This is a genomic window from Aeromonas sp. 600276 (assembly GCF_049175815.1).
In the GTDB taxonomy this organism is placed as follows: Bacteria; Pseudomonadota; Gammaproteobacteria; order Enterobacterales; family Aeromonadaceae; genus Aeromonas; species Aeromonas dhakensis.
Genome location: NZ_JAAKVU010000006.1, coordinates 115,213 through 138,819, shown reverse-complemented (window position 1 = coordinate 138,819; position 23,607 = coordinate 115,213). Strand labels below are relative to the sequence as shown.

Sequence of the window (23,607 nt, the reverse complement as noted above, 5' to 3'; positions counted from 1 at the left end):
GTAAGCGGCGTTAATGCGATGAAGCGTTGAAAATAATGCTAAAGACATCGAAAAAGAGGCCGTTAAATAAGAAGCATCGAACAGAAAAGACAATAAAGTTCGAGCAAATTAAATAGTAAATTTAATAGCTTAGGAGAATAGTCATGGGTCTTTATATCAATACGAACGTTTCATCGCTCAACGCTCAGCGTAACCTGATGAACACCAACAAATCTCTGGATACATCCTACACCCGTCTGGCATCCGGTCTGCGCATCAACAGCGCCAAAGACGATGCCGCCGGTCTGCAGATTTCCAACCGTTTGACCTCCCAGATCAATGGTCTGGATCAGGGCAACCGCAACGCCAACGACGGTATCTCCGTCGCCCAGACCGCCGAAGGCGCCATGGATGAAATTACTTCCATGCTGCAACGGATGCGTACCCTGGCCCAGCAGTCTGCCAACGGCTCCAACAACACGGATGACCGTACCGCGTTGCAGCAAGAGTACACTCAGCTGATGACTGAAATCGACCGGGTAGCCAAAGACACCACCTTCGGTGGCCAGAATCTGCTCAAGGGCGGTTATGTGGGCTCCTTCCAGGTCGGTGCCGATGCCGGTCAGACCATCACGTTCCGGATGACCACTGCCTTCAGCATCTCTGGTATGGCGTCCGCGACCAGCGGCAGTGCGGCAGTGACGACCACTACTTCGGGCGAGCCTTATAAAATCACAAAAACTGCAGGTACGCCGGTGAGTTCTACCAGCATGTCGACCATTACGGCGGCAAGCTCTGCCCAGTCGGCCATGGCCAACCTGGATTACATGATTAAAGTGGTGGATAGCAAGCGTGCCGAACTGGGTGCGGTGCAGAACCGGTTCGATTCGACCATTCGCAACCAGGCGAACGTCTCTGAAAACGTCAGTGCCGCCCGTTCACGGATCCGCGACGCAGACTTCGCGACCGAGACCGCCAACCTGACCAAGCAGAACATTCTGCAACAGGCAGCCTCGACCATACTGTCTCAGGCAAACCAGCGTCCGCAGTCAGCACTCTCCCTGCTGCAGGGCTGATAAAAGAAAACAGGGCGGTTGTTCAGGCCGCCCTGGTCAAGAGATGGAACAAAGGGGTGTTCGGTTCGCACTCTGTTCTATCGGGAGAGAATCTATTCTCTACTAGTAAAGCCAAGTGTTGTACAGCTGTTCAGTTCTGTCACGCTTGGTCATATTCTCCTGAGCGTATGCTCGTTTTAGGCCGGATCTTCCGGCCTCTTTTTATTGTGCCGTCAAATTGACGCCACTCCCCCATATCAAAGCACAAACTGTGCCAACCCTCAGAGTTCATCTCTGTCACGCCGGCTTTAGGCCCTGCTCCCGATAACAGGAGACTGCTCGCCGTCATTTTGCCGCTTGCCGGATAAAACTTGCCGCCTTCGGCAATTATTTTCCTAAAGCTTGTCGCTGCGCTGCCGTTAAATAAAGTGAAGCAATCGAGGGGTGTTCGGAATCCAACGTTTGCACTACTGCGGGTGACCTGTCCGTTCAAACAGACACCCGCCAGAAGAATCAGGCTCGTTCAACCTGTTCTTCTAACGGTGGGACGCCGCTTTGGCGGTGCAACCCGCAGTCGCATGTTCTTCGGGAGAATATTTTATGGCCATGTACATCAACACGAATACTTCATCACTGAACGCCCAGCGTAACCTGATGAACACCAACAAGTCCCTGGATACGTCCTATACCAGACTGGCTTCCGGTCTGCGTATCAACACCGCCAAGGACGATGCTGCCGGTTTGCAGATCTCCAACCGTTTGACCTCTCAGATCAACGGCCTGGACCAAGGTAACCGCAACGCCAACGACGGTATTTCCGTCGCGCAAACGGCTGAAGGGGCCATGGATGAAGTGACCAGCATGCTGCAACGCATGCGCACGCTGGCACAGCAATCCGCCAACGGCTCCAACAACACCGATGACCGTACTGCACTGCAGCAAGAATTTGACCAGCTGACCACCGAGATCAACCGGATCTCCAACGACACCACCTTTGGTGGCCAAAAACTGCTGGATGGGAACTACAAGGGGTCATTCCAGGTAGGGGCTGACGCCGGTCAGACCATCACCTTCAAGATGACCTCCGCGTTCACCATCAGCGGGATTGCGGCGTCAACCAAGGGCAGCGCGACCGTTGCGACCAGCGCCACTGGCGAGCCTTACAAAGTGACCAAGGGTACGTCAGCGGTGACTTCTACCAGCGTCAGCAGCATCAAGGCAGCAAGTTCGGCTCAGCTGGCCATGGCCAACCTTGACTTCATGATCAAGGCGGTTGACAGCAAGCGGGCGGAGCTGGGTGCGGTACAGAACCGGTTTGACTCCACCATCCGCAACCAGTCCAACGTCTCTGAAAACCTGAGCGCCGCACGTTCTCGTATCCGTGACGCAGACTTTGCGACCGAGACGGCCAACCTGACCAAGCAGAACATTCTGCAACAGGCAGCGTCCAGCATCCTGGCGCAAGCCAACCAAAGACCGCAATCTGCTCTGTCCCTGCTGGGCTAACAGAACAGCAGTGATGAGATAGGAAAAGGAGCGACGATATGGCCAATGAAATTGGGATCCCGTCATCGGTCACTCCTTCTTCTCTTCAGTCAAGTAGCAAGAGCGGCCAATCGGCCGCTCAAGTGCTATCTGGCACGACGGAAGAGCAGCGGGTGACGGCACAACAGGATGTGAAAAAACAGCAGGATGCTCTGGCTGGTGATAAAACCGCCAAACAGGACGTATCCAATGCCGATATTGAAAATGAGGTGCAAAACTTGCAAGAGTTCAGCAAGTTGCAAGGCTGGACTGTCAATTTCAGTGTTGAGAAGGATCTGGATCAGGTGGTTATCAAGGTGGTGGACGCCGAGACCAAGTCAATGATCCGGCAGATCCCGAGCGAGGAGCTGCTGGCCATCAGCAAGCGGATCAAGGATCTGCGTGAGGGCGATGTATCTGGCGGCGGTTCGCGGGTCGGGTTGCTGCTCGATAACGAGATCTGATACGAAAAAATTAAGAGGAGAGAGAGTATGCCCACCATTACGTCTGCCGGTGCCGGCTCTGGACTCGATTTGGAGTCAGTGATTGCTGCCAGTGTCGATGCCAAAAAGGCACAACTGATGCAGCCCATCACCACCAAGAAGACCAACACTCAAATCACTCTCTCCGGTGTGGGGCAGCTGAAGTCTGCCATCGCCTCGTTCGTGACCACTCTGCAGGCCATGGCGAAGGATGATGCGTTCAACAAGCGCTCCATCAACATTACCCAGGACAAGGACAAACCCGTGCTCAAGGTGGAGAGCAAGGCGGGGGCCTCCAACGGTCAATATGACATCAGCGTCGAACAATTGGCGAAGTCCAGTAAATTTGACGGCACCTTCGACTCGTCGACGACCCCCCTCATCACTCAGGACGGGAAACTGACGTTCAAGGCTGGCGACAAGACCTTCGATGTGGATGTCAAGGCGGGTGACTCGCTGCAGTCCATTCGCAAACGGATCAACAATGACGCCGACAACTTCGGTCTGAGCGTCAACATCATGAATACCTCAGACGGCAAATCCAAGCTGATGATCGACTCAGGGGTCAGCGGCGACGGCAAGGATCTGCAGATCACCGGCAGCACCACTGAGTTGACCGACAACCTGGTGTCCAAGTTGACCAAGAGCCAGAGCGCTCAGGATGCCAAGATCAAGGTAGATGGCAACACCCTGACCAGTGCGACCAATACCTTCGATGGCACCATAGTCGGGCTCAAACTGACCGTGCTCAGAGAGTCGGATAGCACGACCACCACCGATACCAACGGCAATCCGGTCAAGACCTACAGCTCGAACAAGGTCGATGTGACCACCGACAAGGCCGGCATCAAGGACATGGTCAAGAGCTTTGTCGACGGTTACAACGCGCTGGTGAAGAAGAGCAATGATCTTGGCAAGCGCAACTCGATCGTGGCAGGGAAGAGCCAGAATGATGGCGGTGCATTGGCCGGTGATGCGACGACGCGTGCCGTGGTCAACATGATGAACGGCCTCATCACCGAACCCTCCAAAAAATCGTCTACCTATTCAACGATTTTCCAGATGGGTATCAAGATGGACAACAAGGGGGTATTGTCCATCGACGATACCAAGTTCAGCGAGGCCATCGACAAGAACTTTGATCAGGTGGTTGCGGTGTTTGGCGGCAAGGATGGGGTCGCAGGCAAGCTGGCCAGCCAGCTGGAAACCTACTCCAAGACCGGCGGCCTGCTGGCCAAGCGGGAAGATTCGCTCAATTCCGATCTGCGCGAAGTAAGCCGCAAGGAGTCGGATGTTACCGCCCAGCTGACCAAGTATCAGGAGACCTTGCGGGCCCGTTATGGCAGCCTGGACAGCATGCTGGCCAAGATGAACAAGTCGGCCTCTTATCTGAATCTGCTCAATACCAAAACGAATTAATACGTAGTCAGGAGCCGTGCCTCTTATGTATCGGAAAAATATCAAGGCTTACACCACCCAGAATCTGCAGTCCGAGCTGGCGGTGGCGGATCCCTACCGGGTGATCCAGCTGTTGATGCAAGGTTGCCTCGAGCGTCTTGCCCAAGCCCGTGGTGCCATCGAACGTCGTGATTTCGAAGCCAAGTCCCAGTCCATCTCCAAAACCATGGCCATTATCAACGGCTTGCAGGACTCGCTGGACCTCTCCTATGGCAAGGTGCCGGAAGATCTGTTTGCGCTCTACGACTACATGAAGGTGCGCATGATGGATGCCAGTCGTGATATGGACATGGCCGCCATCGACGAGGTGATGAACCTGATGCTGACAGTCAAGAGTGGCTGGGATGCGATTCCGGTCGAAGAGCGCGACAAGGCCATTGCCCAGCAAAAAGCAGGTCGTGCGGAATGAATGATGCCAAGCTGTCCGGCTTGATGAACCACGGCAGCCGCTTGCGGTTGCTGTTGGAGCAAAATGAGCTGGCGGCAGCGGAAGTGCAAATGGAGCACTATCTCGCTGCCCTGAACGAGGTTTTCGAGCATATCCCCGCTGACAGTCACCTTAATGCAGAGCAGCAGCAAGCCCTGTCTCAGTTTCACATGATCCATGCGCTGATAACGAATGCGAGACACCTGGCAGAGGATGAATTGCGCCAATTTTCCAAGGCCGGTCGTGTGGCGGGCCTTTACAAGATGAATGCGGGTTGAGTACCGAATGGATTTTAACAAGAACATCAAAGATGCCGAGCATGAGCTCTCCCGTCTAGCCAGGCAGAAAGAGCAGGAAGCCGCCATGCTGGAGGTGCTGCCCGTTCGCCATGAACTCAATATGGCTGCCTTTGAAAAATATATGCCCGGAATACATGCATTTTTCAAAGAGTATCAGCCAGTCAGACCCTTCCGATTTTTCTGCAACGAGAACGGCGTTCCAAATGTTCTTTGGCTGGACGATGACGTCTCCCTCTATGGCGATGATCCCTTTGCCGAAGCACAGGCCCAGATTGCCGAGGTGATCGAACATAGCGTATTGCAATGTATCGACTTCGTGCCTCAGTGGTATCTGGAAGGCCAGATCCATATCGCCTACAACAATGCCATCTCCGAGCTCAAGGAAAATGTGTCGCTGGAAGGTCTGCCGCTTCGCAAGGCGCTGGATGCCGACATTCCCTTGTCCTTCATGTACGGGATCGGACTGGGTTATCAGCTGGGCTACCTGTATGAGCGGTGCCGGGTTCGGAATCTGTTTGCCTTCGAGCCCGACCTCGATATGTTCTACGCCTCGCTCTATTGCTTCGATTGGCACAAGTTGCTCGAATACATGGATCAGGAGTCGCTGAGTCTGCACCTGTTCATCGGTGTCGATGAACAGGTGCTGGTCGCCGACATGATGGAGGCGCTGCATCGCAAAGGGGCATTCTGGTCGGCGAGCTATTTCTCGTTTTGTCATTACCACTCACCCAAACTGCATGCTCTGATCGACAAGGCAGAGGGCGAGTTGTATCTGCTCAAGACGGGTTGGGGCTTTTTCGATGACAATATTTATGCGCTGGCCCACAGTCACACCCATCTGCAGGATGGCACGCCTTTCCTGAAGCGAGAGCGGGATACCTCGCTGGTCGAGCAGGTGCCGGTATTCGTGGTCGGTAACGGACCGTCGCTGGATCAGAGCATCGAATTCATCCGGCAGCATCAACGGCAAGCCATCATCATTGCCTGCGGCACGGCCGTCAGTGCGCTGCACAAGGCGGGTATCAAACCGGACATCTACGTGGCGGTGGAGCGCACCAAGAGCTCGGCGGATTTCCTGCGCATCCTCAATGCGGATGATTTCCTCAAGGATGCGGTCTTCCTCAGCGTTGACGTGATCCACCCCGAGTGCAAGACCTTCTTCCGCAAGACGGGTCTGACCTTCAAGCCCAACGAGCCCATGTTTGCCATGCTGGTCAGCCGGTTTGGTCAGGCTTTCGAGTATGAGTCCATTGAATTCTCCAACCCCTTCGTTGGCAACACCGGCCTCAATTATGCGGCGTTGCTCGGGTTCAAACAGGTATACCTGTTCGGAATAGACAATGGCTACAAGTACGCAGACAAGCATCACTCCACTCTGAGTCTCTATTACAACGAGAAGAGAGAAGCCAAGTACAACGAGAATCTGAAAGGTACTTTCCCGGCACCGGGCAATTTGGGCGGGGAAGTGCGGATCAATCATCTGTTTGGCCTGGCAATCCATAACATGACGCGCGTGCTGACAAGCCATCCGGATATGCGCTGTCTGAATTGCAGTGATGGGGCCTACATTGAAGGCGCCATCCCTCAAGGGGTCGACGCCTTGCACATCAGCAGCCCGGAGCTGGACAAGATCGCCTTGCTTGATGAGCTGATGGCGCGCAGCTTCCAGCCGTTCGATATGGGCAGCGTTGACTTCAATGCCGCGCTCAATGTGACGCTGTTTGACGATCTGCTGGAGAAGTTGCGTACCGACTGGCGGACGGTCAAATACGAACACAATGACATACTGGCCATGATGCAGCGTCACCACGACTATCTGCTCTATTTGCTGATGAGCCGTGATTGCCATCTCTACCGTGTCTTGATCGGCTCGATGAACTATTTCTACGCCAACATCATTGGCTTGATGATGACCCTGATTGACGCAGCGCCTGACAAGTTCGAAGCCAAGGTGAAAGAGGCCGAGACGATACTCGAGCGGTTCTTCGACGATGCAAAGCCGATTTATGCCGATGCCTTCCAGCGACACGATTCCGTCTACTTCGTGGGACTGGATATCTTCAAGCAGAAGTGACGGCTACCTCTCATCACGTCTCTGCCAAATAAAAAACACCGGCCTACGCCGGTGTTTTTTTATTGTACGAGTGATGAGCTGCGGGCTTTACAGGCGCGGTTACTGTACGTCTGCGATGGCCCGGCATATCTGCTCTACCGCATTGAGTGCTCTCGGGGTGAAACGGTGCAGCTCATCCGAGTTGATGAGTTGCAGACGCTGGTGGCGAACGGCATCCACCATGGGCCACTGTTGCCAGTGGCGCAGGGCGTCAGCGTCTTGACTCCCTGCCAGGATCAACGCCGGATTGGCCTTGATCACCTGCTCCAGGCTGACCTGGGGATAAGGAGTGCGGGCATCCGCCATCAGGTTATCCCCGCCACACAACTCGATGGCCTGGGCGGGCCAGGCATTGCCGCTGACGCTGGTCAGCGGTGGATACCAGAGCTGGTAGAACACCTTGATATGCTTGGGTTTGCCGTAGCGCTGGCCAAGGGCGGTCAGGCGGGCGAGATAGGCGTCGGCCTCGGCATTGGCGGTTTTTTCCACCCCCAATGTTTTTCCCAAGGCCCGCATCTCGGTGGCGAGGGAGGCAAAGTCGGTCGGTTCTGAATAGAACACCGGGATCCCCAACTGCTCGATGGGGGCCAGCATGCGGGATTGGGCGGAGCGCCAGGCGACGATCAGGTCGGGTTTCTGGGCCAGCAGGGCTTCCAGATTGATGCTGCGATAGTTAGCCACCTGGGGCAGGAGCTTGACCTCGAGCGGATAATCGGAGGCATCGTCGGTGGCCACGATGCGATCCCCTGCGCCGATGGCAAACAGCAGTTCGGTCAGGTGGGGGGTGAGGCTGACGATGCGTGTCGGCGTCCCGGCCAGCAGGGCTGGCGACATGCACAACAGGCAGAGCAGGGTGAGCCATCTAGCCATGCAGGTGCTCCAGCACAGTGAGCAGCAATGCCAGCGCCAGCCAGCCCCAACCGGCTTGCTGCAGACGGTTGAGCAGGCGCAGGGCCGTGCTGGCATCCGGCTCGGCGGTGGCGTCAAACACGGGAAAACGGAACAAGCTGCCCTGATAGTAGCGGGGACCACCGAGCTTGCAGCCGAGCGAGCCGGACAGCAGCGCCAGCAGTATTCCCATCGCGGGGTAGGGCCAGCGTATCGCCGTGCGCAACCGGCTTGCCAGCTGGCGCAGCTGGGTCAGGCACAAGGGCAGTGCCAGCAACAAGATGGCAGGGGTACACAGGGCCTGATAGAGCACGGTGGCGGCCCGGCCAAAGTGGGCAAAGGCTGGCAGTTTCGGACTCCAGCCCTGGTTCATCAGCTGGGCGAGACGCCACAACAGGGCCCCCTGCACACCCGCTAGGGCGAACCCCAGCAGAGGGCCTGCCCACTGTCCTATCAGGCGCAGGGCGCAGCTTTCACTGACCGCCTTGGCAAGCCCCATCAGGGAGAGTTTACCGGTATCGCGTCTGAGCCAGGGGGCCGCCTGCAGCCGGGCCACCACCAAGGTATCCTGGTCTGTCAGTGCGCGAGTGGCGCGGGCCAGCTCCCGCAGCGGGCGCGATTCCAGCATCAGCAGCAGAAACAGCAGATCGAACAGCGGCTCCGAGAGCGAGAGATTGCGCACCGCCCAGAGTCCGGCGGCGCACGGCAGCCAGACAATCAGCATGGCCAGCAGACCGGCCTGCAATTGCTGACCGGGGGCGCCATCGGGGCGACACACCTTGTGACCCAGCCGGGTCAGCAGGGGCACGACGGCGGAGAGCCGATAGTGGGCCGGCCAGGGCACGATGGCCTCCAGCAGGGCGGCCCCGAGCAAAATGGCCGCCGGAGTGGCGGCCATCTGTTCCAGAGTGGTGAGTGTGATCACAGCTTGCCGAGCATCTTGATGATCACCTCGGCGGAGTGCTTGCCGGCCACCTCGATGAAGGCATCGAAGGATTCAACCTGTTCCTTGCCGGCGATGTCGGACATGGCACGCACCACCAGATAGGGCACCTTGAACATGTGACATACCTGACCGATGGCTGCCCCTTCCATCTCGACCGCCAGCATCTGCGGGAAGTCGGCACGGGCTTTGGCGATGGCGTCCGGCTTGCACATGAACTGATCGCCGGTGCAGATGAGGCCGACCTTGGTTTGATGCTTGCCTTGTTCGGCAATGCAGGCCTGGGCGACGGCGATGAGCTGCTCGTCGCAGGGGAAGGCGGCAGGCTGCTGCGCCATCTGGCCCATCTCGTAGCCAAAGGAGGTCACATCGACATCGTGGAAGCGCATCTCGCTGGCGATCACCACGTCACCTATGTGTAGGTCCTGGGCAAAGCCGCCCGCAGAGCCGGTGTTGATGACGCAGTCGGGGGCGAATTTTTCCAGCAGCAGGCTGGTGGCGACGCTGGCGGCGACTTTACCGATGCCGGAGCGGGTCAGGATCACCTCCTTGCCTGCCAGGGTACCCTGATAGAACTCGCAACCGCCCAGTTGCAGGGTGGTCGGGTTGCTCATCTGGCTGCGCAGCAGGGCCACTTCCTGTTCCATGGCGCCGATAATACCTACTTTCATCACTCACCTCGTCTTGATGGCCAGTTGGCCGAATAAGTTGTTGTGGATCATAACAAAAGTTGGCGATGGCGCCGAGCATTCCGATGCTGGCGGGTGGGAATGTCCACTCAAGGGTAGCGCTCGGCCAATCTGGCCAGCTCGCCGCGGTCCGCCAACCGTTGCAGGGTGCTGGTAAACAGGGCCAGGCGGGCAGGGGCGGTGCGCTGGTAAAACAGGATGTAGAAGGGGATAGTCTCCATGGCGACGGGGAGGATGCGGATCTGATCGCTCAGGTGATGGCGCTGCAGATCGGCTTCGATACCGGGTGAGCGGTAGTAGACGAAGCGTCCGCGCTTCATCAGCAGCTTGTCGTAGTTGGCGGCGCTGCTGCTCCCGCCGCTGTCGATGATGAGCCCCTGTATGGCCTGCAGCCGTTCGATGGCGCCACTGCCGTGATTGACGAGGATGATCCCCGCATTACCCAGAGCCCTGACGTCGTCCCAGTGACGGATCTCGACCGGGTCGTCGCTGCGCACCGCCAGGTGGTAGCGTACGGTGAAGATGGGGGGCTGCAGATAGAGGAAGTGGTTGCGGCGGACCGGGTTGTCGCCCACGCCGCAGAGGAAGTCGAGCTGGCCAAAGCGCACCCGTTTTTCCAGCCGCTTGAGGGGGATAAAGTGCTGATCCCCCTCGATGCGCAGGGCAGGCTCCTGTTGCTCCATCAATCGAAACAGTTCGACGCAGAGCCCCCCGATGCGGCCATCTGCCATCTGGGTGTATTTGGGGGCGGACTCGGGCTGCGCCGCCGTGCGATAAATCTCGGTGGCGCTGACGGCCCGGTGAGTGACTGCCAGCAGACAACCCAGCACCATCACCCGGAATATCATGTCATGCTGGCCCTCGATGTGTGGGAAAATGCGACGTTGCCTGCGGATGTCGCGGCGCTAGTGCTGAAACATTACGCTATATATCAGAACCTTATCAACCAAGTGCCGTATCCAGGGTCATCATCAGCGCAAACCCGGCCATCAGGCCCAGGGTGGCGTGAGTCTGGTGGCCGTTGCGGTGCGTTTCCGGGATCACCTCGTGGGAGACCACGAACAGCATGGCACCGGCGGCCAGCCCGAGTCCGATGGGATAGGCGATGGCCATCCCGCTGGAGAGACCGACGCCGAGCAGGGCGCCGAGCGGTTCGAGCAGGCCGCTGCCGATGGCAACCAGCACGGCCATGCCGGGGCGAAAACCGGCGGAGCACATGGCGAGCGCCACCGCCAGCCCTTCCGGAATGTCCTGCAACGCGATGGCGGTGGTGAGCGGCAGGCCCACCGACATGTCACCCTGCGAGAAGCTCACCCCGATGGCCATTCCCTCCGGCAGGTTGTGCAGGGCGATGGCAAAGACGAACAGCCAGACCCGGGAGCAGCTCTCGTGACCGGGGCCGCAGGGGCCGGTCTTGTCGTGTTCATGGGGGGTGAATTGATCGAGCCCCAGCATCAGGAGTACCCCGAGGGTCATGCCTGTCACCACCACGGCGGCGGCGAGAAAGCCGTTGCCAGTGATCCCCTCTGCCGCCTCGAGCCCCGGCAACAGCAGGGAGAAGGCGCTGGCTGCCAGCATCATGCCGGCGGCAAAGCCCAGCATGCTGTCTTCTACCCGTTGCGGAACCGAGCGCAGAAAAAGGGCGGGCAGGGCGCCAAGCGCGGTGGCGGCAAAGCCGGCCAGGCCACCGATCAGGCCATAGCGAACGCCGGGGCTGATGTCGCCGGCGGCCAGCATCACCAGGCTTTGCAGCAGCAACAGCACGACGGTCGCCAGAGCAACGAACAGGCCGATGGCGATCACCGGGCGTGCCCGCAGCTGCGCGCGCAGCTGGGCTGACCAAGAGGAAAGGGGCAGGGCTGACGCGTTATCCATGAAGATCACCTCTCTTGCTTGACGGCAGGAATGGCGCTGCGCCATCCGGGGACTCTTGCATTACAGCGAGCCGGGCCTCACTTGTCCATGCCGGGGCATCGATTGCATTCATCGGCTAACTATTTGAAATGATGTGGTCGTCTTGAATAGTTTGTGACGAAGATCCGGTTGTATGGAAAAACAGCTTGCTTTGTTGTGGCGAAAGCTGGTGAAGGAGTAGGCAGGTTTGTGGTAAAGTGCCGCCCTCGCGAAACCCACCCTTCCCTTGGTCTTTCGCAACGTCCCATCTCCCGTCAGGAAAGCCCGGGTTACCAGTTCATACGGATGTGATCGCCACTGTGCACCTGCTTGTCAGCAGTCGAGGATCACCAGCCACCATGTTTTACAAAAATCTGTCTATCGGCAAAAAGATTGCCGTGGTCTTTGCGGTCATTGCCGCCGTCAACGTGATATTCGGTATTTTTCTCTCCAGCGAACTGCGCGGCGTGCGCGATCGCGTGTTGAATTTTACCGATTCCACCCTGCCGAGTGTGCTCTCGGTCGAGAACCTGCTCTACGACGTATCCTACGTGCGCCGCGCCCAGTTTGCCCTGCTGATGGTGGATGACGCCACCGATCTGCAGGCGCGTCGCGGCCGCATCCAGGCCAACGTCCAGAAAGTCGAGCAGGCCTTCCGGGGCTATGAGGCCACGGTCGGTGCCGCCCATGAGCGTCAGGTGTTCAACGGCGCCAAGCAGGCGTGGCAACGCTACCTGAACTCGGTCAATCTGGTGGATCAACTGCTGGCACAGGGCCAGCTGGAGCAGGCCAAGGTGCAGCTGTTCCAGTCCAACCCCATTTATGGCGAGCTGGAGCAGGCGGTCAACGGCCTGGTGGAAGTGAACCTCGGCTTCGTCAAAGAGAACCGCGGCAGCCTGCTTGACAGTGTCAACATGGTGACCAGTTTTGCCATGGTGAGCATCGGCAGCCTGCTGATGTTCATGGTGGCCATGACCTGGTTCCTGACCCGCCAGATCTGCCTGCCGCTGCAGGCCGTGGTGGCCCAGGCCAACGCTATCGCTGCCGGTGATCTGACCCATCAGCTGGATCGCCAGCACATCGGTCGCGACGAGCTGGGCATGCTGGCCAAGGCCTCCCTCAAGATGCAGGACAACCTGCGTGGTCTGATTGAAGAGGTTGTGGCGGCCGTGACCCAGCTGGGCGCCGCCATCGAAGAGGTGAGCGCCGTCTCCGAGCAGTCGGCACAGGGGATCCAGAGCCAGCAGCAGGAGATATCGCTGGTTGCCACCGCCATGGCCCAGATGAAGGCCACCGTGGCCGATGTGGCAGGCAACACCGAGACGGCGTCTGAATCGGCCAGCTCCGCCAATGCCCTGGCACGCCGCGGCAATCAGGATGTGCAGAGCTCACTGATGGCCATCACCCGGGTTGCCGAGGAGATCGAGCAGGCCGGCACCCTGGTCACCGAGCTGGAGCGCGAATCCGCCCAGATCAACGTGGTGGTGGATGTGATCCGCGGCATCGCCGATCAGACCAACCTGCTGGCGCTCAACGCCGCCATCGAGGCGGCTCGCGCCGGCGAGCAGGGCCGTGGCTTTGCGGTGGTGGCCGATGAGGTGCGTACCCTAGCGGGTCGCACCCAGGCGTCCACCGGCGAGATCGTCGCCATCATCGAAACCCTGCAGGCCCGTGCCAACCAGGCCAAAGAGGTGACCGGCCAGAGCTGCGAGATGATCCGCCAGTGCGTGGAGCAGAGCGAGCAGACCAGCGACGGCATCCAGCAAATCGAGGAGGCGGTCGCCCAGATTGCCGACATGGCCATTCAGATCGCCAGTGCCTGCGGCGAGCAGGATGCGGTCTCCGATGAGCTGGGTCGCAACGTGGAGCGGATCAACGAATCCTCCAACGAGGTCGCTGTTGGGGCCGATCATACCGCCCGTGCCTGCCTGGAGCTGAGCCAGCTGGCTGCCGGTCTGCGTCAGACCATAGGCCGCTTCCGCTTGGCGTAATAGCTGTATCGGCACCAGACAGGGTGCCGTGTCATGGCCTGTTGCTGCAGGCAAACAGTCAACCCGGCTTCGGCCGGGTTGACTGTTTTTGTTGGTCCGTCATTTCAAGGCATGAGCACTGGGATGGTTCACGACTCTTGGCCTGCTGCTGGGATCGGGGATTGACGCCGCACAAGGCGACAGTGACGTTCACGAGCTCGCCAGTCGGGACAGCGCTGGCCATGAGGGGCAGAGGAGCGATGGCAATGCGCATTGGCAGAGATTTGCTTGTCAGCGTCGATGGGCTGATGGTCATGAAAAGGTCATAAAAAAACCCGGCCTGAGCCGGGTTTTGATGAGTGCGGGTAGTGCTGGCTTACTTGGCCAGGGATTCCGGCAGCTCTTCGCGGATCTTGCTCAGCATCTCTTTCAGGACACGCGGGTTGGCCACCACGATGTTGCCGGAGTTCTCGTAGTTGTGACCACCGACGAAGTCGGTGACGATGGCGCCAGCCTCTTTGGCCAGCAGCTCACCGGCAGCGGTGTCCCAGGGCTTGAGGCCGATTTCCCAGAAACCATCGACGCGACCGGCAGCCACATAGGCCAGATCCAGCGCGGCGGAGCCGGCACGACGGATGTCAGCACACTCGATGAACATGCTCTGGAACATCTTCAGGTACGGCTCGATGTGGTGCTTCTGCTTGAACGGGAAACCGGTGGCCAGGATGGTGCCGGCCAGCTCTTTGGCCTTGCCGACACGGATGCGGTAGCCATTCAGCTGGGCGCCGCTGCCACGGGTGGCAGTGAACAGCTCGTCACGGATCGGATCGTAGATCACGGCCTGTTCGGTCTTGCCCTTGACGCGCAGGGCGATAGAGACGGCAAAGTGCGGAATGCCTTTGACCAGGTTGGTCGTGCCATCCAGTGGGTCAATGATCCATTGGTAGTCCGGATTGGTACCGGCAATCTCACCAGACTCTTCAGCCACGATGCTGTGTTCCGGGTAAGATTTTTTGATGGTGTGAATGATGGCCGCTTCGGCTTCACGGTCAACGTTGGTCACGAAGTCATTGCTGCCCTTCTGGATAACCTCGATGTTCTCGGGTTGAGAAAAGGCTTTTACTACTACTTGACCGGCGTTGCGCGCAGCGCGCACGGCGATATTCAGCATCGGATGCATAGGTTCACCACTGGATGTTAAAGAACGGGGGAATAAAAGGACGCGGTATCATACCAGTCTTTTCGACAATGGCAACTGTTATACGTTATCGCTCCGGCCTTGGCGACTGCCAGATCTGACGGCTCCAATATAGGCTCTTTTTGGTCTAGTCTTATGAGCAGCAGCCGAATAACAGGCTGCCTTGAGCATAGGGACGTGGATCATGAATTTGTCATTAGTGAGTCAAAAACCGTCGGCAACCTCCACCCAGGGTTTGCTGGCCGCCTTGCGGAACTCGACCGGATACGGCGACTACTTCAACGAGCTAACCATTACCCAGCCATCCCACTGGCAACCTGGCAAGGAAGAGGCGGCCATCCTGCTGCTGGATGGGGATGCGGCCTGGCCCGAGTTTGCCTGGCAGCGCAACAGCGACACCTTCGGGTTGCCGGTGTTGCCGCTGCTGATGCGCAAGGGAGACGGTACTCTCACCATTCAGGGGCCGGATGTGCGGGACCCGCGCTTCTATTTCGTCTCCAACGGCATCGTGCTGGAAGAGTCTGAACTTGCCGATCCCGCCTGCAGCCGGGTGCTGCTGAACAAGCTGGAGTCCTACTTCCCGCTGCTTTCCCGCCTCATTCTGCTGCGCCAGCGTCAACCCATGGGGCTGTGCAACTAGGCCCTTCCTTCCCTGCGCCGGGCTGTTCAAGCGGCACAATATTTGTCATAACTGACCGGTATTGTGCCGCTTCGTCATGTTCAGGCCGGGGGATGTCCATGTTGTCCATCCCGCTGCGTTTCTCTGGCCGACATGGGCGAGGCCCTGTCCGTCCTGTGCCAATGTGTGAATCACAAGGAGTCCATGATGATCGATTTTTATACCGCCGCCACCCCCAACGGCTTCAAGGTGGCGATTGCCCTTGAAGAGCTGGGCTTGCCCTACCGTGTCATTGCGCTCGACCTGTCGGCGCTGGATCAGAAGAAACCCGAGTTTCTGGCCATCAACCCCAACGGCCGCATTCCGGCCATCGTCGATCGAGACAACGGGGACTTCGCGGTGTTCGAGTCGGGTGCCATTCTTCTCTATCTGGCCGAGAAGGCAGGTAAGCTGCTGCCGGAGGATCCCAAGCGCCGCTCCCAGGCCATTCAGTGGCTGATGTTCCAGATGGGTGGGGTCGGGCCCATGATGGGGCAGGCCAACGTCTTCTATCGCTACTTCCCGGAGAAGATCCCGGCCGCCATCGAACGCTATCAGAAGGAGGGACGCCGCCTGTTCGAGGTGCTCGACAGCCACCTGGCCCAGCACGAATATCTGGCCGACGAGTACAGCATCGCCGACATTGCCACCTGGCCCTGGGTGCGTATCTATGACTGGAGCGGTATCTCCATCGAGGGGCTACCCCATCTGCAAGCCTGGATGGACCGGATGGCTGACAAGCCGGCCTGCCAGAAGGGGATCACCATACCGCCGCGCAACGAGAAGCCGGAAGATCTGGTCAAGCAGGCCCAGCAGATGGTAACGCGTTGATTTTTATCGTTGACGGGGCCTAAAACCCCGTCGCATTAGAAAAACTAAGGAAAGCTGATTATAAAGATTCGTTCGTTTTTCGTGATCTGAATCACTAAGATGACGGCAAGCCATGGGAGTGTCCTGCTCCCGGCCGGTGCGGGTTCTCCGCCTTGAGTTTTCACCTTTGATTGACCCTGTTTGTTGGATCCCCTCTGCGGTTTTCTGCCAGAGGCGGGCAGCTTTTCGATGATTTTTCGGGACTGAGATATGTATCGGCACAGTTTTTATCCGCTGTTTTTTCTGACCATTCTGATGGTCGCTGTGGGCCAGATGACCCAGACCCTCTACGTGCCCTCCATTCCCATGATGGCGGGGGACTTCAACGTGGCCTCCGGCCAGCTGCAGGCGGTGATGGCTTGCTACCTGATCCCGTACGGCCTCTCCCAGTTTGTCTACGGCCCCTTGTCGGATCGCATCGGCCGTCGCCCCATCATCATCATCGGCATGATGGTGTTCCTGGTGGGTACCCTGACCATCCAGCTGATCCCGAGTTTCATGGCGCTGCTGGCGGGCAGCTTCATCCAGGGGCTGGGGACCGGGGCCGGCGGCGCCATGAGCCGCACCCTGATGCGCGACCGCTACACTGGCGCCGAGCTCAACCGCGCCAACAGCCTGGTCAGCATGGGGGTGATCTTCTCCCCGCTGCTGGCGCCTGTGCTGGGTGGCTGGCTGACCGAGTTGTTCAACTGGCGTGCGGGCTACTGGTTCCTGTTCGGCTTTGGCGCCGTGGCGACCCTGGCCATACTGGCCTGGTTCGTCGAAACCTTGCCGGAGGAGGCCCGTCAGCAGCCGCTGCGAGTCGGTGCCGCCTATCGCCATGTGCTCGGCAACCCGCGTTTTCAGGGCAACCTGCTCTGCCTGATGGCGACCTTCGCCGGTCTGGCGGTGTTTGAAGCGGCCGCCGGCGTGCTGCTGGGCGACGTGCTCAAGCTGAGTGCCCGCACCGTCAGCGTGCTGTTCGTACTGCCGCTGCCCGGCTATCTGTTCGGTGCCTGGCTCTCCGCCAAGCTGAGTTTTCGCCTGAGCCAGGGCAAGCTGATGCGCCTTGGCATCGCCTTCCTGGCGCTGGGGTCACTCATCATCCTGCTGCCCGGTCTGTTCGGGATAGTGAGTGCCGCTTCCCTGGTGGGTGGGGCTGCCGTCTACTTCATCGGCAGCGGCATCCTCTATCCGACCGCCACCTCCTGCGCCATTGAGCCCTTCCCGGGCCAGGCGGGCACCGCCGGTGCCATCCTCGGCGGCATGCAGAACCTGGGGGCCGGCATCGTGACCCTGCTGGCGGCCTGCTTCCCGATGGAGGGGCAGGTGACCCTGGGCGCCATCATGACACTGATGGTGCTGATCGTGGCGCTGAGCTTCCTCTGGTTGCGCCACCACGGTTCGCCCCACGAGCAGATGGCCGTGTGAGCCTAATGATGTGAAAAGACCCGCCCGAGTTGGCGGGTTTTTTATGGGCCGCCGCTGGGGGCTGATATGCCGGGTGACGGAAGCGGGGGAGGGGACTGCCGCGCAGGAAAAGAAAAAGCCCGTCACACTGGTGACGGGCTTTTTGCTGTTGGTACCCCGGAGATGCCGTTGCCGGTTTGGGCCCTTGAACCGTCGGTTCAAGGCGGGGATCGGATCTGACCGCAGGCTTCTCGGTCGTGCCGAGCATGCGCAATAGCCAGAAGGCAGATCCCCTGTTTGGTATGAATATCGGCTCGGGGACTTGAACCGGCTGACAAACACCCCAGGGAATTTCAAAAACGTTGCGAGTTAGGGTTGTACGCCTTCGTCGCTGGATTCGCCATATTGTCCGTGCTCGATCAAAGCCGCTTCGATGGTGCGTTGCAGCATCTTGATCCGCTTGTCCATGGTCTCAGAGTATTGGTGATTCTTGTCTTTTTCAAGACAGAGCTCATGGCAGAAATTGAGTGCTGCCATCACCGCCAGCTGTTCATTGCTGGAGACCTTGGAGCGTTGACGCAGCTCGATGAGTTTATCAGTCAGCTGGTCGGCGGCCTGGCGCAGGGCATCCTGCTGTCCCAGGGGACAGGATACCTTGTAGGGACGTCCCAAAATGACGATTTCTACGGCCTCTGTGCTCATGCCTTCCTCAATACGGCGGAGTGTCATTCCGCCTTTATCCACGTGGACAACTGGGCGGGACTATATAGCGCAGATGCAGAAGTTTCAAGGCCTTGCTGGCTCTGGAAGGGGGAGAATGCTAGGATCCTGACCATTAATTCTGCATATTTGCCTGAACTTTGAGCGGATCTTCGATGAGCAAAACGAACCCCCTGAAATACGCGGCCGTGGCCGACCTGATGGAACAGCACGAGCTGATGGCAACGGCTGTAGAGGCCCATGGCGTGATCTGCGGTCTGGTGTGCGGTGGTGTGGCCCTGGACGACAAGAGCTGGCTGCCCCATTTCAACGATCTGGTCAACGACGGTTTCGGTCTGCCGGCCCCGGTGCGCCAGGTGATGACCGATCTCTATCATGAGGTCATCGAGAGCCTGATGGCTCAGAAAGGGGTCGAGCTGCTGCTGCCAAGCGACGAAGCGCCCCTCGATGAGCGCATCGATTCGCTGGTGGACTGGTCCCAGGCCTTTCTGGCCGGTTTCGGCGTGGTGCAACAGGAGCTCTCCAAGGCCTCCGAAGAGCTGCAGGAGATGATCCAGGACATCGCCAGCATCACCCAGGTCTCCGCCGAGTTCGATCAGGAAGATGAAGAGAACGAAGCCTCCTTCCTGGTGCTCTACGAGCACGTGCGCCTCGGGGTCATGATGGCGTTCGAGGAGTTTGGCAAGCGGCTGGATGCCCCGAGCACCCCGCCGACCCTGCACTGAGTCGAGCAAGTTCGAAAAAGAGCGCCTGGTGGCGCTCTTTTTACATCTGGATGTTACCCGCGCCGGCCGGCCGTGATGAGGCAAGTAACGACAGGGACTGCGCTTTTTTGCCCGTGGCTTCGCATCCCGACCCCACGCTTTGTGTTAGCATGACCCCACGTTTTCAGCTTTTCCCCTGATCTCATGTCTCAATCTGATCTGAACCACGTCGATGTGGCCATCGTCGGTGGTGGAATGAGCGGCGCCGTGCTGGCGCTCTCCCTCGCGGCCCTGCCAGGGCCCAAGCCCCTGCAGATCCTGCTGCTGGAGGCGAGCGCCCCCGAGCTCAATGCACACCCCGGCTTCGATGCCCGCGCCATCGCGCTCTCCGCCGGCACCTGCGAGGCGCTGGCCCGGCACGGGCTCTGGCCCCGTTTTGCCCCCCATTGCAGCCCCATCACCCGCATTCATGTGTCGGATCGGGGCCACTTCGGCCAGGCCGGATTGACGGCCGCCGAGTATGGCCTGTCTGCTCTCGGCCAGGTGATCGAGCTGTCGGCGGCGGGCATCGAGTTGCAACAGGCGATTGCTGCCTGCCCGCAGATCCGCATGCTGTGTCCGGCCCAGCTGGAACACGTGGAGCCGCTGACGGAGGGGGTGAACTTGATCTTGGCCAGTGGCGAGCGTTATCAGACCCGTCTGCTGGTGGCGGCCGATGGCGGCAACTCCTTCGTGCGCCAGCAGTGCAAGCTGGCGGTGAGCCGCCACGACTACGGCCAGAGCGCCATCATCGCCACCGTCAAGACGGCCGAGGACCCGGCCGGCCAGGCATTCGAGCGTTTCACCCAAGGGGGGCCGCTGGCGTTGCTGCCGATGCAGGGGGGGCTCTCCTCCCTGGTCTGGAGCGTGGCGCGGGATGAGGTGCCGGCCTTGATGGCGCTCGATGACGCCACCTTTCTGGCCCGCCTGCAGCAGGCCTTCGGCTGGCGCCTCGGTCGCTTCCTGCAAACCGGCCAGCGCCACGTCTATCCGCTGGTGCTGACGGTGGCTGACTACCCGCTGGCCCAGCGCACAGTGCTGGTGGGCAACGCCGCCCATCTGCTGCACCCCATCGCCGGCCAGGGCTTCAACCTCGGCATGCGCGATCTGGACCTGCTCACCCGCGCCGTCGGTCAGGCCCTGGCGGCGGGGGAGGATATCGGCAGCTTCAAGGTGCTAAACGGTTACTGGCAGCAGCGCAAGGGGGATCAGGCGCAGACGGTCTGGCTTACCTCCTCGCTGGCCCAGCTCTTCTCCAATGATCACGACCCGCTGGTGGCGGGCCGCAACCTGGCGCTCTCCCTGATGGGGCGGCTGGACTGCCTCAAGGCGCCGCTGGCCTCCCGCACCCTGGGCTTTGTTGCCGACCTGTGCCGCCCCTGAGACGGGTCACAGCTTGCGTATTGAAGGGGGTCTGCCTGCGGGCGTGCCCTCGCTGATCCCGGCGATCAGCCCTGAAAGGACATAAAACGATGCAGATGCAAAACGTGGATGTGGTGATTGTGGGGGGCGGCATGGTGGGCCTGGGGCTCGCCGCTGCGCTCAAGGGGAGTGCGCTCAAGGTGGCCGTAGTCGAGGGCCAGTTGCCGGCCCCCGCGCTTGACGAAGCGCCGGACAACCGGGTCAGCGCCCTGAGTCTGGCCAGCCAGCGCATCCTGCAGCAGGTGGGCGCCTGGCGCGGTATTGAGGCCCGCCGCCTGCAGCCCTACGTGCAGATGGAGGTGTGGGAGCAGGACAGCTTTGGCCGGATCGCCTTCGATGCTGCCAGCCTGCGTCAGCCCGAGCTCGGCCACATCGTCGAGAACCGGGTCATCCAGCTGGCATTGCTGGAGGCGATTCTCGATGACAGTAAAGGGGCCAACAACATCCAGCTGCTGAGCCCGGCCCGGGCGAGCAGCCTGCAAAGCGGCGAGGCGGGCTCCCTGCTGCTGCTGGAAGATGGCCGCGCGCTGTCGGCCAAACTGGTAGTGGCGGCCGATGGCGCCCACTCCTGGGTCCGTCGGCAGGCCGACATTCCGCTCACCAGCTGGGATTACGGCCACCATGCCCTGGTGGCGACGGTGCGTTGTGCCGAGCCCCACGAGGCGGTGGCGCGTCAGATCTTCACCCCCGAGGGGCCGCTCGCCTTCCTGCCCCTGTGGCAACCGGATCTCTGCTCCATCGTCTGGTCGCTGCCGGCCGCTCGTGCCGAGGCGCTCTGTCAGTGCGACGACGAGCAGTTCAACCGCCAGCTCACCACCGCGTTCGACGGCCGCCTCGGCCTGTGCCAGGTGGAAGGGGCGCGTAGCGCCATCCCGCTCACCGCCCGCTATGCCCGTGACTTTGCCCGCGAACGGCTGGTGCTGGTGGGGGATGCCGCTCACACCATACACCCGCTGGCGGGGCAGGGGGTCAACCTGGGGCTGCTGGACGCCGCCGCCCTGGCCGAGCAGATCCTGCGCAATCAGGCGGCGGGCAAGGATATCGGTCTGCTCGCCAACCTGCGCGGCTACGAGCGCTGGCGCAAGAGCGAGGCGGCCAGCATGCTGGCGGCGATGGAGGGGCTCAAGCGGCTGTTTGCCGGTGCCAACCCGCTTAAGAAGCTGGTGCGCGGGGCGGGCCTGTGCGCCTTCGACCTGTTGACGCCGCTCAAGCAAAGTGTGATCAGGGCCGCCATGGGGCTGGAAGGAGAGCTGCCCGCGCTGGCCAAGGGTGAAAAAATCTAATAATACTCGGGTGTTTTCACAACAAAACTAATGTGAGGAGGCTGATGACCCGGTTTGGGCATCAGCCTTTAATCTGGGCTGGCAGCGAAACGTTTTTCTCCAAATTGTGACGAAACGGTAAAAATCGAAATTTAATATCGTCATTACCGAGTTTGGTCTGTTTTTATCACTGTTTTTACCTTAGTGTCTGGAGTCTGTTGACTGGCGGTGGATTAGTTTTTTTTGAGCGGCATGCGCGTCCGCTTGGCATATAATCCGCTGCGTTCAAGGAATCACTCCGGCCTTGCGGGCCGGAACGAGCACAGACTCAGGCACTCTCTGCTCTTGCTGCGACCCCGGTGAACCGCCGGAGGGCGGCCGGGCGGGGCGGATCGTGAGTGTTGTCGCGAACGCTTAAGGAAACACAGCGATGATCCAGACTACAGTACTGCATCCCAAGCACCTGGAAGCCGGCGCCAAGATGGTGGACTTTCACGGTTGGGAAATGCCCATCAACTACGGCTCACAGCTGGAAGAGCACCATCAGGTGCGCACCGATGCCGGCATGTTCGACGTCTCCCACATGACCATCGTCGATTTGACCGGCGAGCGGGTCAAAGCCTTCCTGCAACACCTGCTGGCCAACGACGTGGCCAAGCTCACCCTCTTCGGCAAGGCCCTCTACAGCGGCATGCTGACCCCGGAAGGCGGCGTCATCGACGACCTCATCACCTATTACCTTGGCGAGACCTTCTACCGCCTGGTGGTCAACTCCGCCACCCGCGAGAAGGATCTGGCCTGGATCCGCCACCATGCCCAGGACTTTGGGGTGACCGTGACCGAGCGCCCAGAGCTCGCCATGATCGCGGTGCAGGGGCCCAACGCCAAGGCCAAGGCGGCCAAGGTGTTCAGCGCCGAGCAAAATGCCGCAGTGGAAGGCATGAAGCCCTTCTTCGGTGTGCAGGCCGGCGAGCTCTTCATCGCCACCACCGGCTACACAGGTGAAGACGGCTACGAGATCGTGGTGCCGCAAGAGCAGGCGTGCGATCTGTGGCAGGCGCTGCTGGACAACGGCGTGGCCCCTTGCGGCCTGGGTGCCCGTGACACCCTGCGCCTCGAGGCCGGCATGAACCTCTACGGCCAGGACATGGACGAAACCATCTCTCCGCTGGCCGCCAACATGGCCTGGACCATCGCCTGGGAACCGAGCGATCGCCAGTTCATCGGCCGCGCCGCGCTGGAAGCCCAGAAAGCCGCCGGCAGCCAGCCCAAACTGGTGGGCCTGGTGATGGAAGAGAAGGGCGTGCTGCGCAGCGGCATGCCGGTCACCTTCACCACCGCCGCTGGAGAAGAGCGGGAAGGTGTGATCACCTCCGGCTCTTTCTCGCCCACTCTGGGCTACAGTATTGCCCTGGCGCGGGTGCCCCGTGATATCGGCGAGCAGGCCTCGGTGGAGATCCGCAAGAAGCTGGTCACCGTGAAAGTGACCAAGCCGGCTTTCGTGCGCAACGGCCAGAAGCTGGTGTAACGACCCCATTGCGGCGAAGGGGCTGCCCTTTGCCAGACCCCCTTGCCCCGGCAATGTCTGTCGAACGCGCCGGGGACAAGTGATCCAAGTGAATAAA

General features: G+C 59.9%; 22 protein-coding genes and 1 other RNA gene. 15 read left to right on the top strand and 8 right to left on the bottom strand.

The window, feature by feature from the left end; genetic code table 11:
• Positions 1 to 143: 143 nt before the first annotated feature.
• From flaA to G5134_RS08110, 7 genes are all read left to right on the top strand, one after another.
• Complete coding sequence (gene flaA, locus G5134_RS08140; protein ID WP_010634334.1) at positions 144 to 1,055, top strand: flagellin A; 912 nt, start codon at positions 144 to 146, stop codon at positions 1,053 to 1,055.
• Positions 1,056 to 1,634: 579 nt separating this feature from the next.
• Complete coding sequence (gene flaB, locus G5134_RS08135; RefSeq protein ID WP_005299664.1) at positions 1,635 to 2,540, top strand: flagellin B; 906 nt, start codon at positions 1,635 to 1,637, stop codon at positions 2,538 to 2,540.
• A 38-nt stretch (positions 2,541 to 2,578) separates the two neighbouring features.
• Positions 2,579 to 3,022: a flagellar protein FlaG gene (locus G5134_RS08130; protein ID WP_017786670.1), complete on the top strand. Its 444-nt coding sequence runs from the start codon at positions 2,579 to 2,581 to the stop codon at positions 3,020 to 3,022.
• Positions 3,023 to 3,049: 27 nt separating this feature from the next.
• Positions 3,050 to 4,459 carry a flagellar filament capping protein FliD gene (gene fliD, locus G5134_RS08125; RefSeq protein WP_017765940.1) on the top strand — a complete coding sequence of 470 codons (1,410 nt, stop codon included), beginning with the start codon at positions 3,050 to 3,052 and terminating at the stop codon, positions 4,457 to 4,459.
• A gap of 25 nt (positions 4,460 to 4,484) precedes the next feature.
• Positions 4,485 to 4,907, top strand: a complete 423-nt coding sequence (gene fliS / locus G5134_RS08120; RefSeq protein ID WP_010634331.1) for a flagellar export chaperone FliS — start codon at positions 4,485 to 4,487, stop codon at positions 4,905 to 4,907.
• Complete coding sequence (locus tag G5134_RS08115; protein WP_010634330.1) at positions 4,904 to 5,203, top strand: hypothetical protein; 300 nt, start codon at positions 4,904 to 4,906, stop codon at positions 5,201 to 5,203. The genes fliS and G5134_RS08115 overlap by 4 nt, the downstream gene beginning before the upstream one ends.
• A gap of 7 nt (positions 5,204 to 5,210) precedes the next feature.
• Positions 5,211 to 7,298 (top strand): 6-hydroxymethylpterin diphosphokinase MptE-like protein, encoded by a 2,088-nt coding sequence (locus G5134_RS08110; protein WP_337076226.1) that lies wholly within the window; start codon positions 5,211 to 5,213, stop codon positions 7,296 to 7,298.
• 99 nt (positions 7,299 to 7,397) lie between these two features.
• Here G5134_RS08110 and G5134_RS08105 read toward each other — a convergent pair whose 3' ends face one another.
• From G5134_RS08105 to G5134_RS08085, 5 genes are all read right to left on the bottom strand, one after another.
• Positions 7,398 to 8,207 carry a cobalamin-binding protein gene (locus tag G5134_RS08105; protein WP_099358407.1) on the bottom strand — a complete coding sequence of 270 codons (810 nt, stop codon included), beginning with the start codon at positions 8,205 to 8,207 and terminating at the stop codon, positions 7,398 to 7,400.
• Entirely contained in the window at positions 8,200 to 9,150 is a 951-nt protein-coding gene (locus tag G5134_RS08100; RefSeq protein ID WP_214453933.1) for a cobalamin biosynthesis protein, read from the bottom strand. Before G5134_RS08100 ends, G5134_RS08105 begins: the two co-directional genes overlap by 8 nt.
• On the bottom strand, positions 9,147 to 9,839 hold the full coding sequence (gene mtnN, locus G5134_RS08095; RefSeq protein ID WP_421231950.1) for a 5'-methylthioadenosine/S-adenosylhomocysteine nucleosidase: 693 nt from the start codon (positions 9,837 to 9,839) through the stop codon (positions 9,147 to 9,149). The genes G5134_RS08100 and mtnN overlap by 4 nt, the downstream gene beginning before the upstream one ends.
• Positions 9,840 to 9,946: 107 nt before the next feature.
• A complete protein-coding gene (locus G5134_RS08090; protein ID WP_421231949.1) occupies positions 9,947 to 10,705 on the bottom strand; it encodes a substrate-binding periplasmic protein in 759 nt (252 codons plus the stop codon).
• A gap of 94 nt (positions 10,706 to 10,799) precedes the next feature.
• On the bottom strand, positions 10,800 to 11,732 hold the full coding sequence (locus tag G5134_RS08085) for a ZIP family metal transporter (protein ID WP_421231948.1): 933 nt from the start codon (positions 11,730 to 11,732) through the stop codon (positions 10,800 to 10,802).
• A 377-nt stretch (positions 11,733 to 12,109) separates the two neighbouring features.
• Between G5134_RS08085 and G5134_RS08080 the strand changes: the two genes are divergently transcribed.
• Positions 12,110 to 13,741, top strand: coding sequence for a methyl-accepting chemotaxis protein (locus G5134_RS08080; RefSeq protein WP_421231947.1), 1,632 nt, complete (start codon positions 12,110 to 12,112; stop codon positions 13,739 to 13,741).
• A 355-nt stretch (positions 13,742 to 14,096) separates the two neighbouring features.
• Here G5134_RS08080 and suhB read toward each other — a convergent pair whose 3' ends face one another.
• Positions 14,097 to 14,900 carry an inositol-1-monophosphatase gene (gene suhB, locus G5134_RS08075; RefSeq protein ID WP_042008117.1) on the bottom strand — a complete coding sequence of 268 codons (804 nt, stop codon included), beginning with the start codon at positions 14,898 to 14,900 and terminating at the stop codon, positions 14,097 to 14,099.
• Positions 14,901 to 15,102: 202 nt separating this feature from the next.
• On the opposite strand from suhB, the gene G5134_RS08070 reads away from it, so the two are divergent.
• The 3 genes from G5134_RS08070 (at position 15,103) to emrD (ending at position 17,856) form a co-directional block, all read left to right on the top strand.
• Positions 15,103 to 15,558 (top strand): hypothetical protein, encoded by a 456-nt coding sequence (locus G5134_RS08070; protein ID WP_017765933.1) that lies wholly within the window; start codon positions 15,103 to 15,105, stop codon positions 15,556 to 15,558.
• 186 nt (positions 15,559 to 15,744) lie between these two features.
• Positions 15,745 to 16,407, top strand: coding sequence for a glutathione S-transferase family protein (locus G5134_RS08065; protein WP_274182730.1), 663 nt, complete (start codon positions 15,745 to 15,747; stop codon positions 16,405 to 16,407).
• Between the two features lie 249 nt (positions 16,408 to 16,656).
• Positions 16,657 to 17,856 (top strand): multidrug efflux MFS transporter EmrD, encoded by a 1,200-nt coding sequence (emrD, locus tag G5134_RS08060; RefSeq protein ID WP_005299692.1) that lies wholly within the window; start codon positions 16,657 to 16,659, stop codon positions 17,854 to 17,856.
• A 149-nt stretch (positions 17,857 to 18,005) separates the two neighbouring features.
• On the opposite strand, the gene ssrS is transcribed toward emrD, so the two are convergent.
• Positions 18,006 to 18,188: non-coding RNA, 6S RNA (gene ssrS / locus G5134_RS08055), on the bottom strand.
• Between the two features lie 16 nt (positions 18,189 to 18,204).
• Complete coding sequence (zapA, locus tag G5134_RS08050) at positions 18,205 to 18,537, bottom strand: cell division protein ZapA (RefSeq protein WP_005299694.1); 333 nt, start codon at positions 18,535 to 18,537, stop codon at positions 18,205 to 18,207.
• Positions 18,538 to 18,710: 173 nt separating this feature from the next.
• Between zapA and G5134_RS08045 the strand changes: the two genes are divergently transcribed.
• The 4 genes from G5134_RS08045 to gcvT all read left to right on the top strand — a co-directional run bounded on the left by G5134_RS08045 (position 18,711) and on the right by gcvT (position 23,510).
• Positions 18,711 to 19,280 (top strand): UPF0149 family protein, encoded by a 570-nt coding sequence (locus tag G5134_RS08045; RefSeq protein ID WP_421231946.1) that lies wholly within the window; start codon positions 18,711 to 18,713, stop codon positions 19,278 to 19,280.
• A 183-nt stretch (positions 19,281 to 19,463) separates the two neighbouring features.
• On the top strand, positions 19,464 to 20,681 hold the full coding sequence (ubiH, locus tag G5134_RS08040; RefSeq protein WP_421231945.1) for a 2-octaprenyl-6-methoxyphenyl hydroxylase: 1,218 nt from the start codon (positions 19,464 to 19,466) through the stop codon (positions 20,679 to 20,681).
• 89 nt (positions 20,682 to 20,770) lie between these two features.
• Positions 20,771 to 22,003, top strand: a complete 1,233-nt coding sequence (locus tag G5134_RS08035; protein WP_065018576.1) for an FAD-dependent 2-octaprenylphenol hydroxylase — start codon at positions 20,771 to 20,773, stop codon at positions 22,001 to 22,003.
• A gap of 409 nt (positions 22,004 to 22,412) precedes the next feature.
• On the top strand, positions 22,413 to 23,510 hold the full coding sequence (gene gcvT / locus G5134_RS08030) for a glycine cleavage system aminomethyltransferase GcvT (RefSeq protein WP_017780058.1): 1,098 nt from the start codon (positions 22,413 to 22,415) through the stop codon (positions 23,508 to 23,510).
• Positions 23,511 to 23,607: the final 97 nt, after the last annotated feature.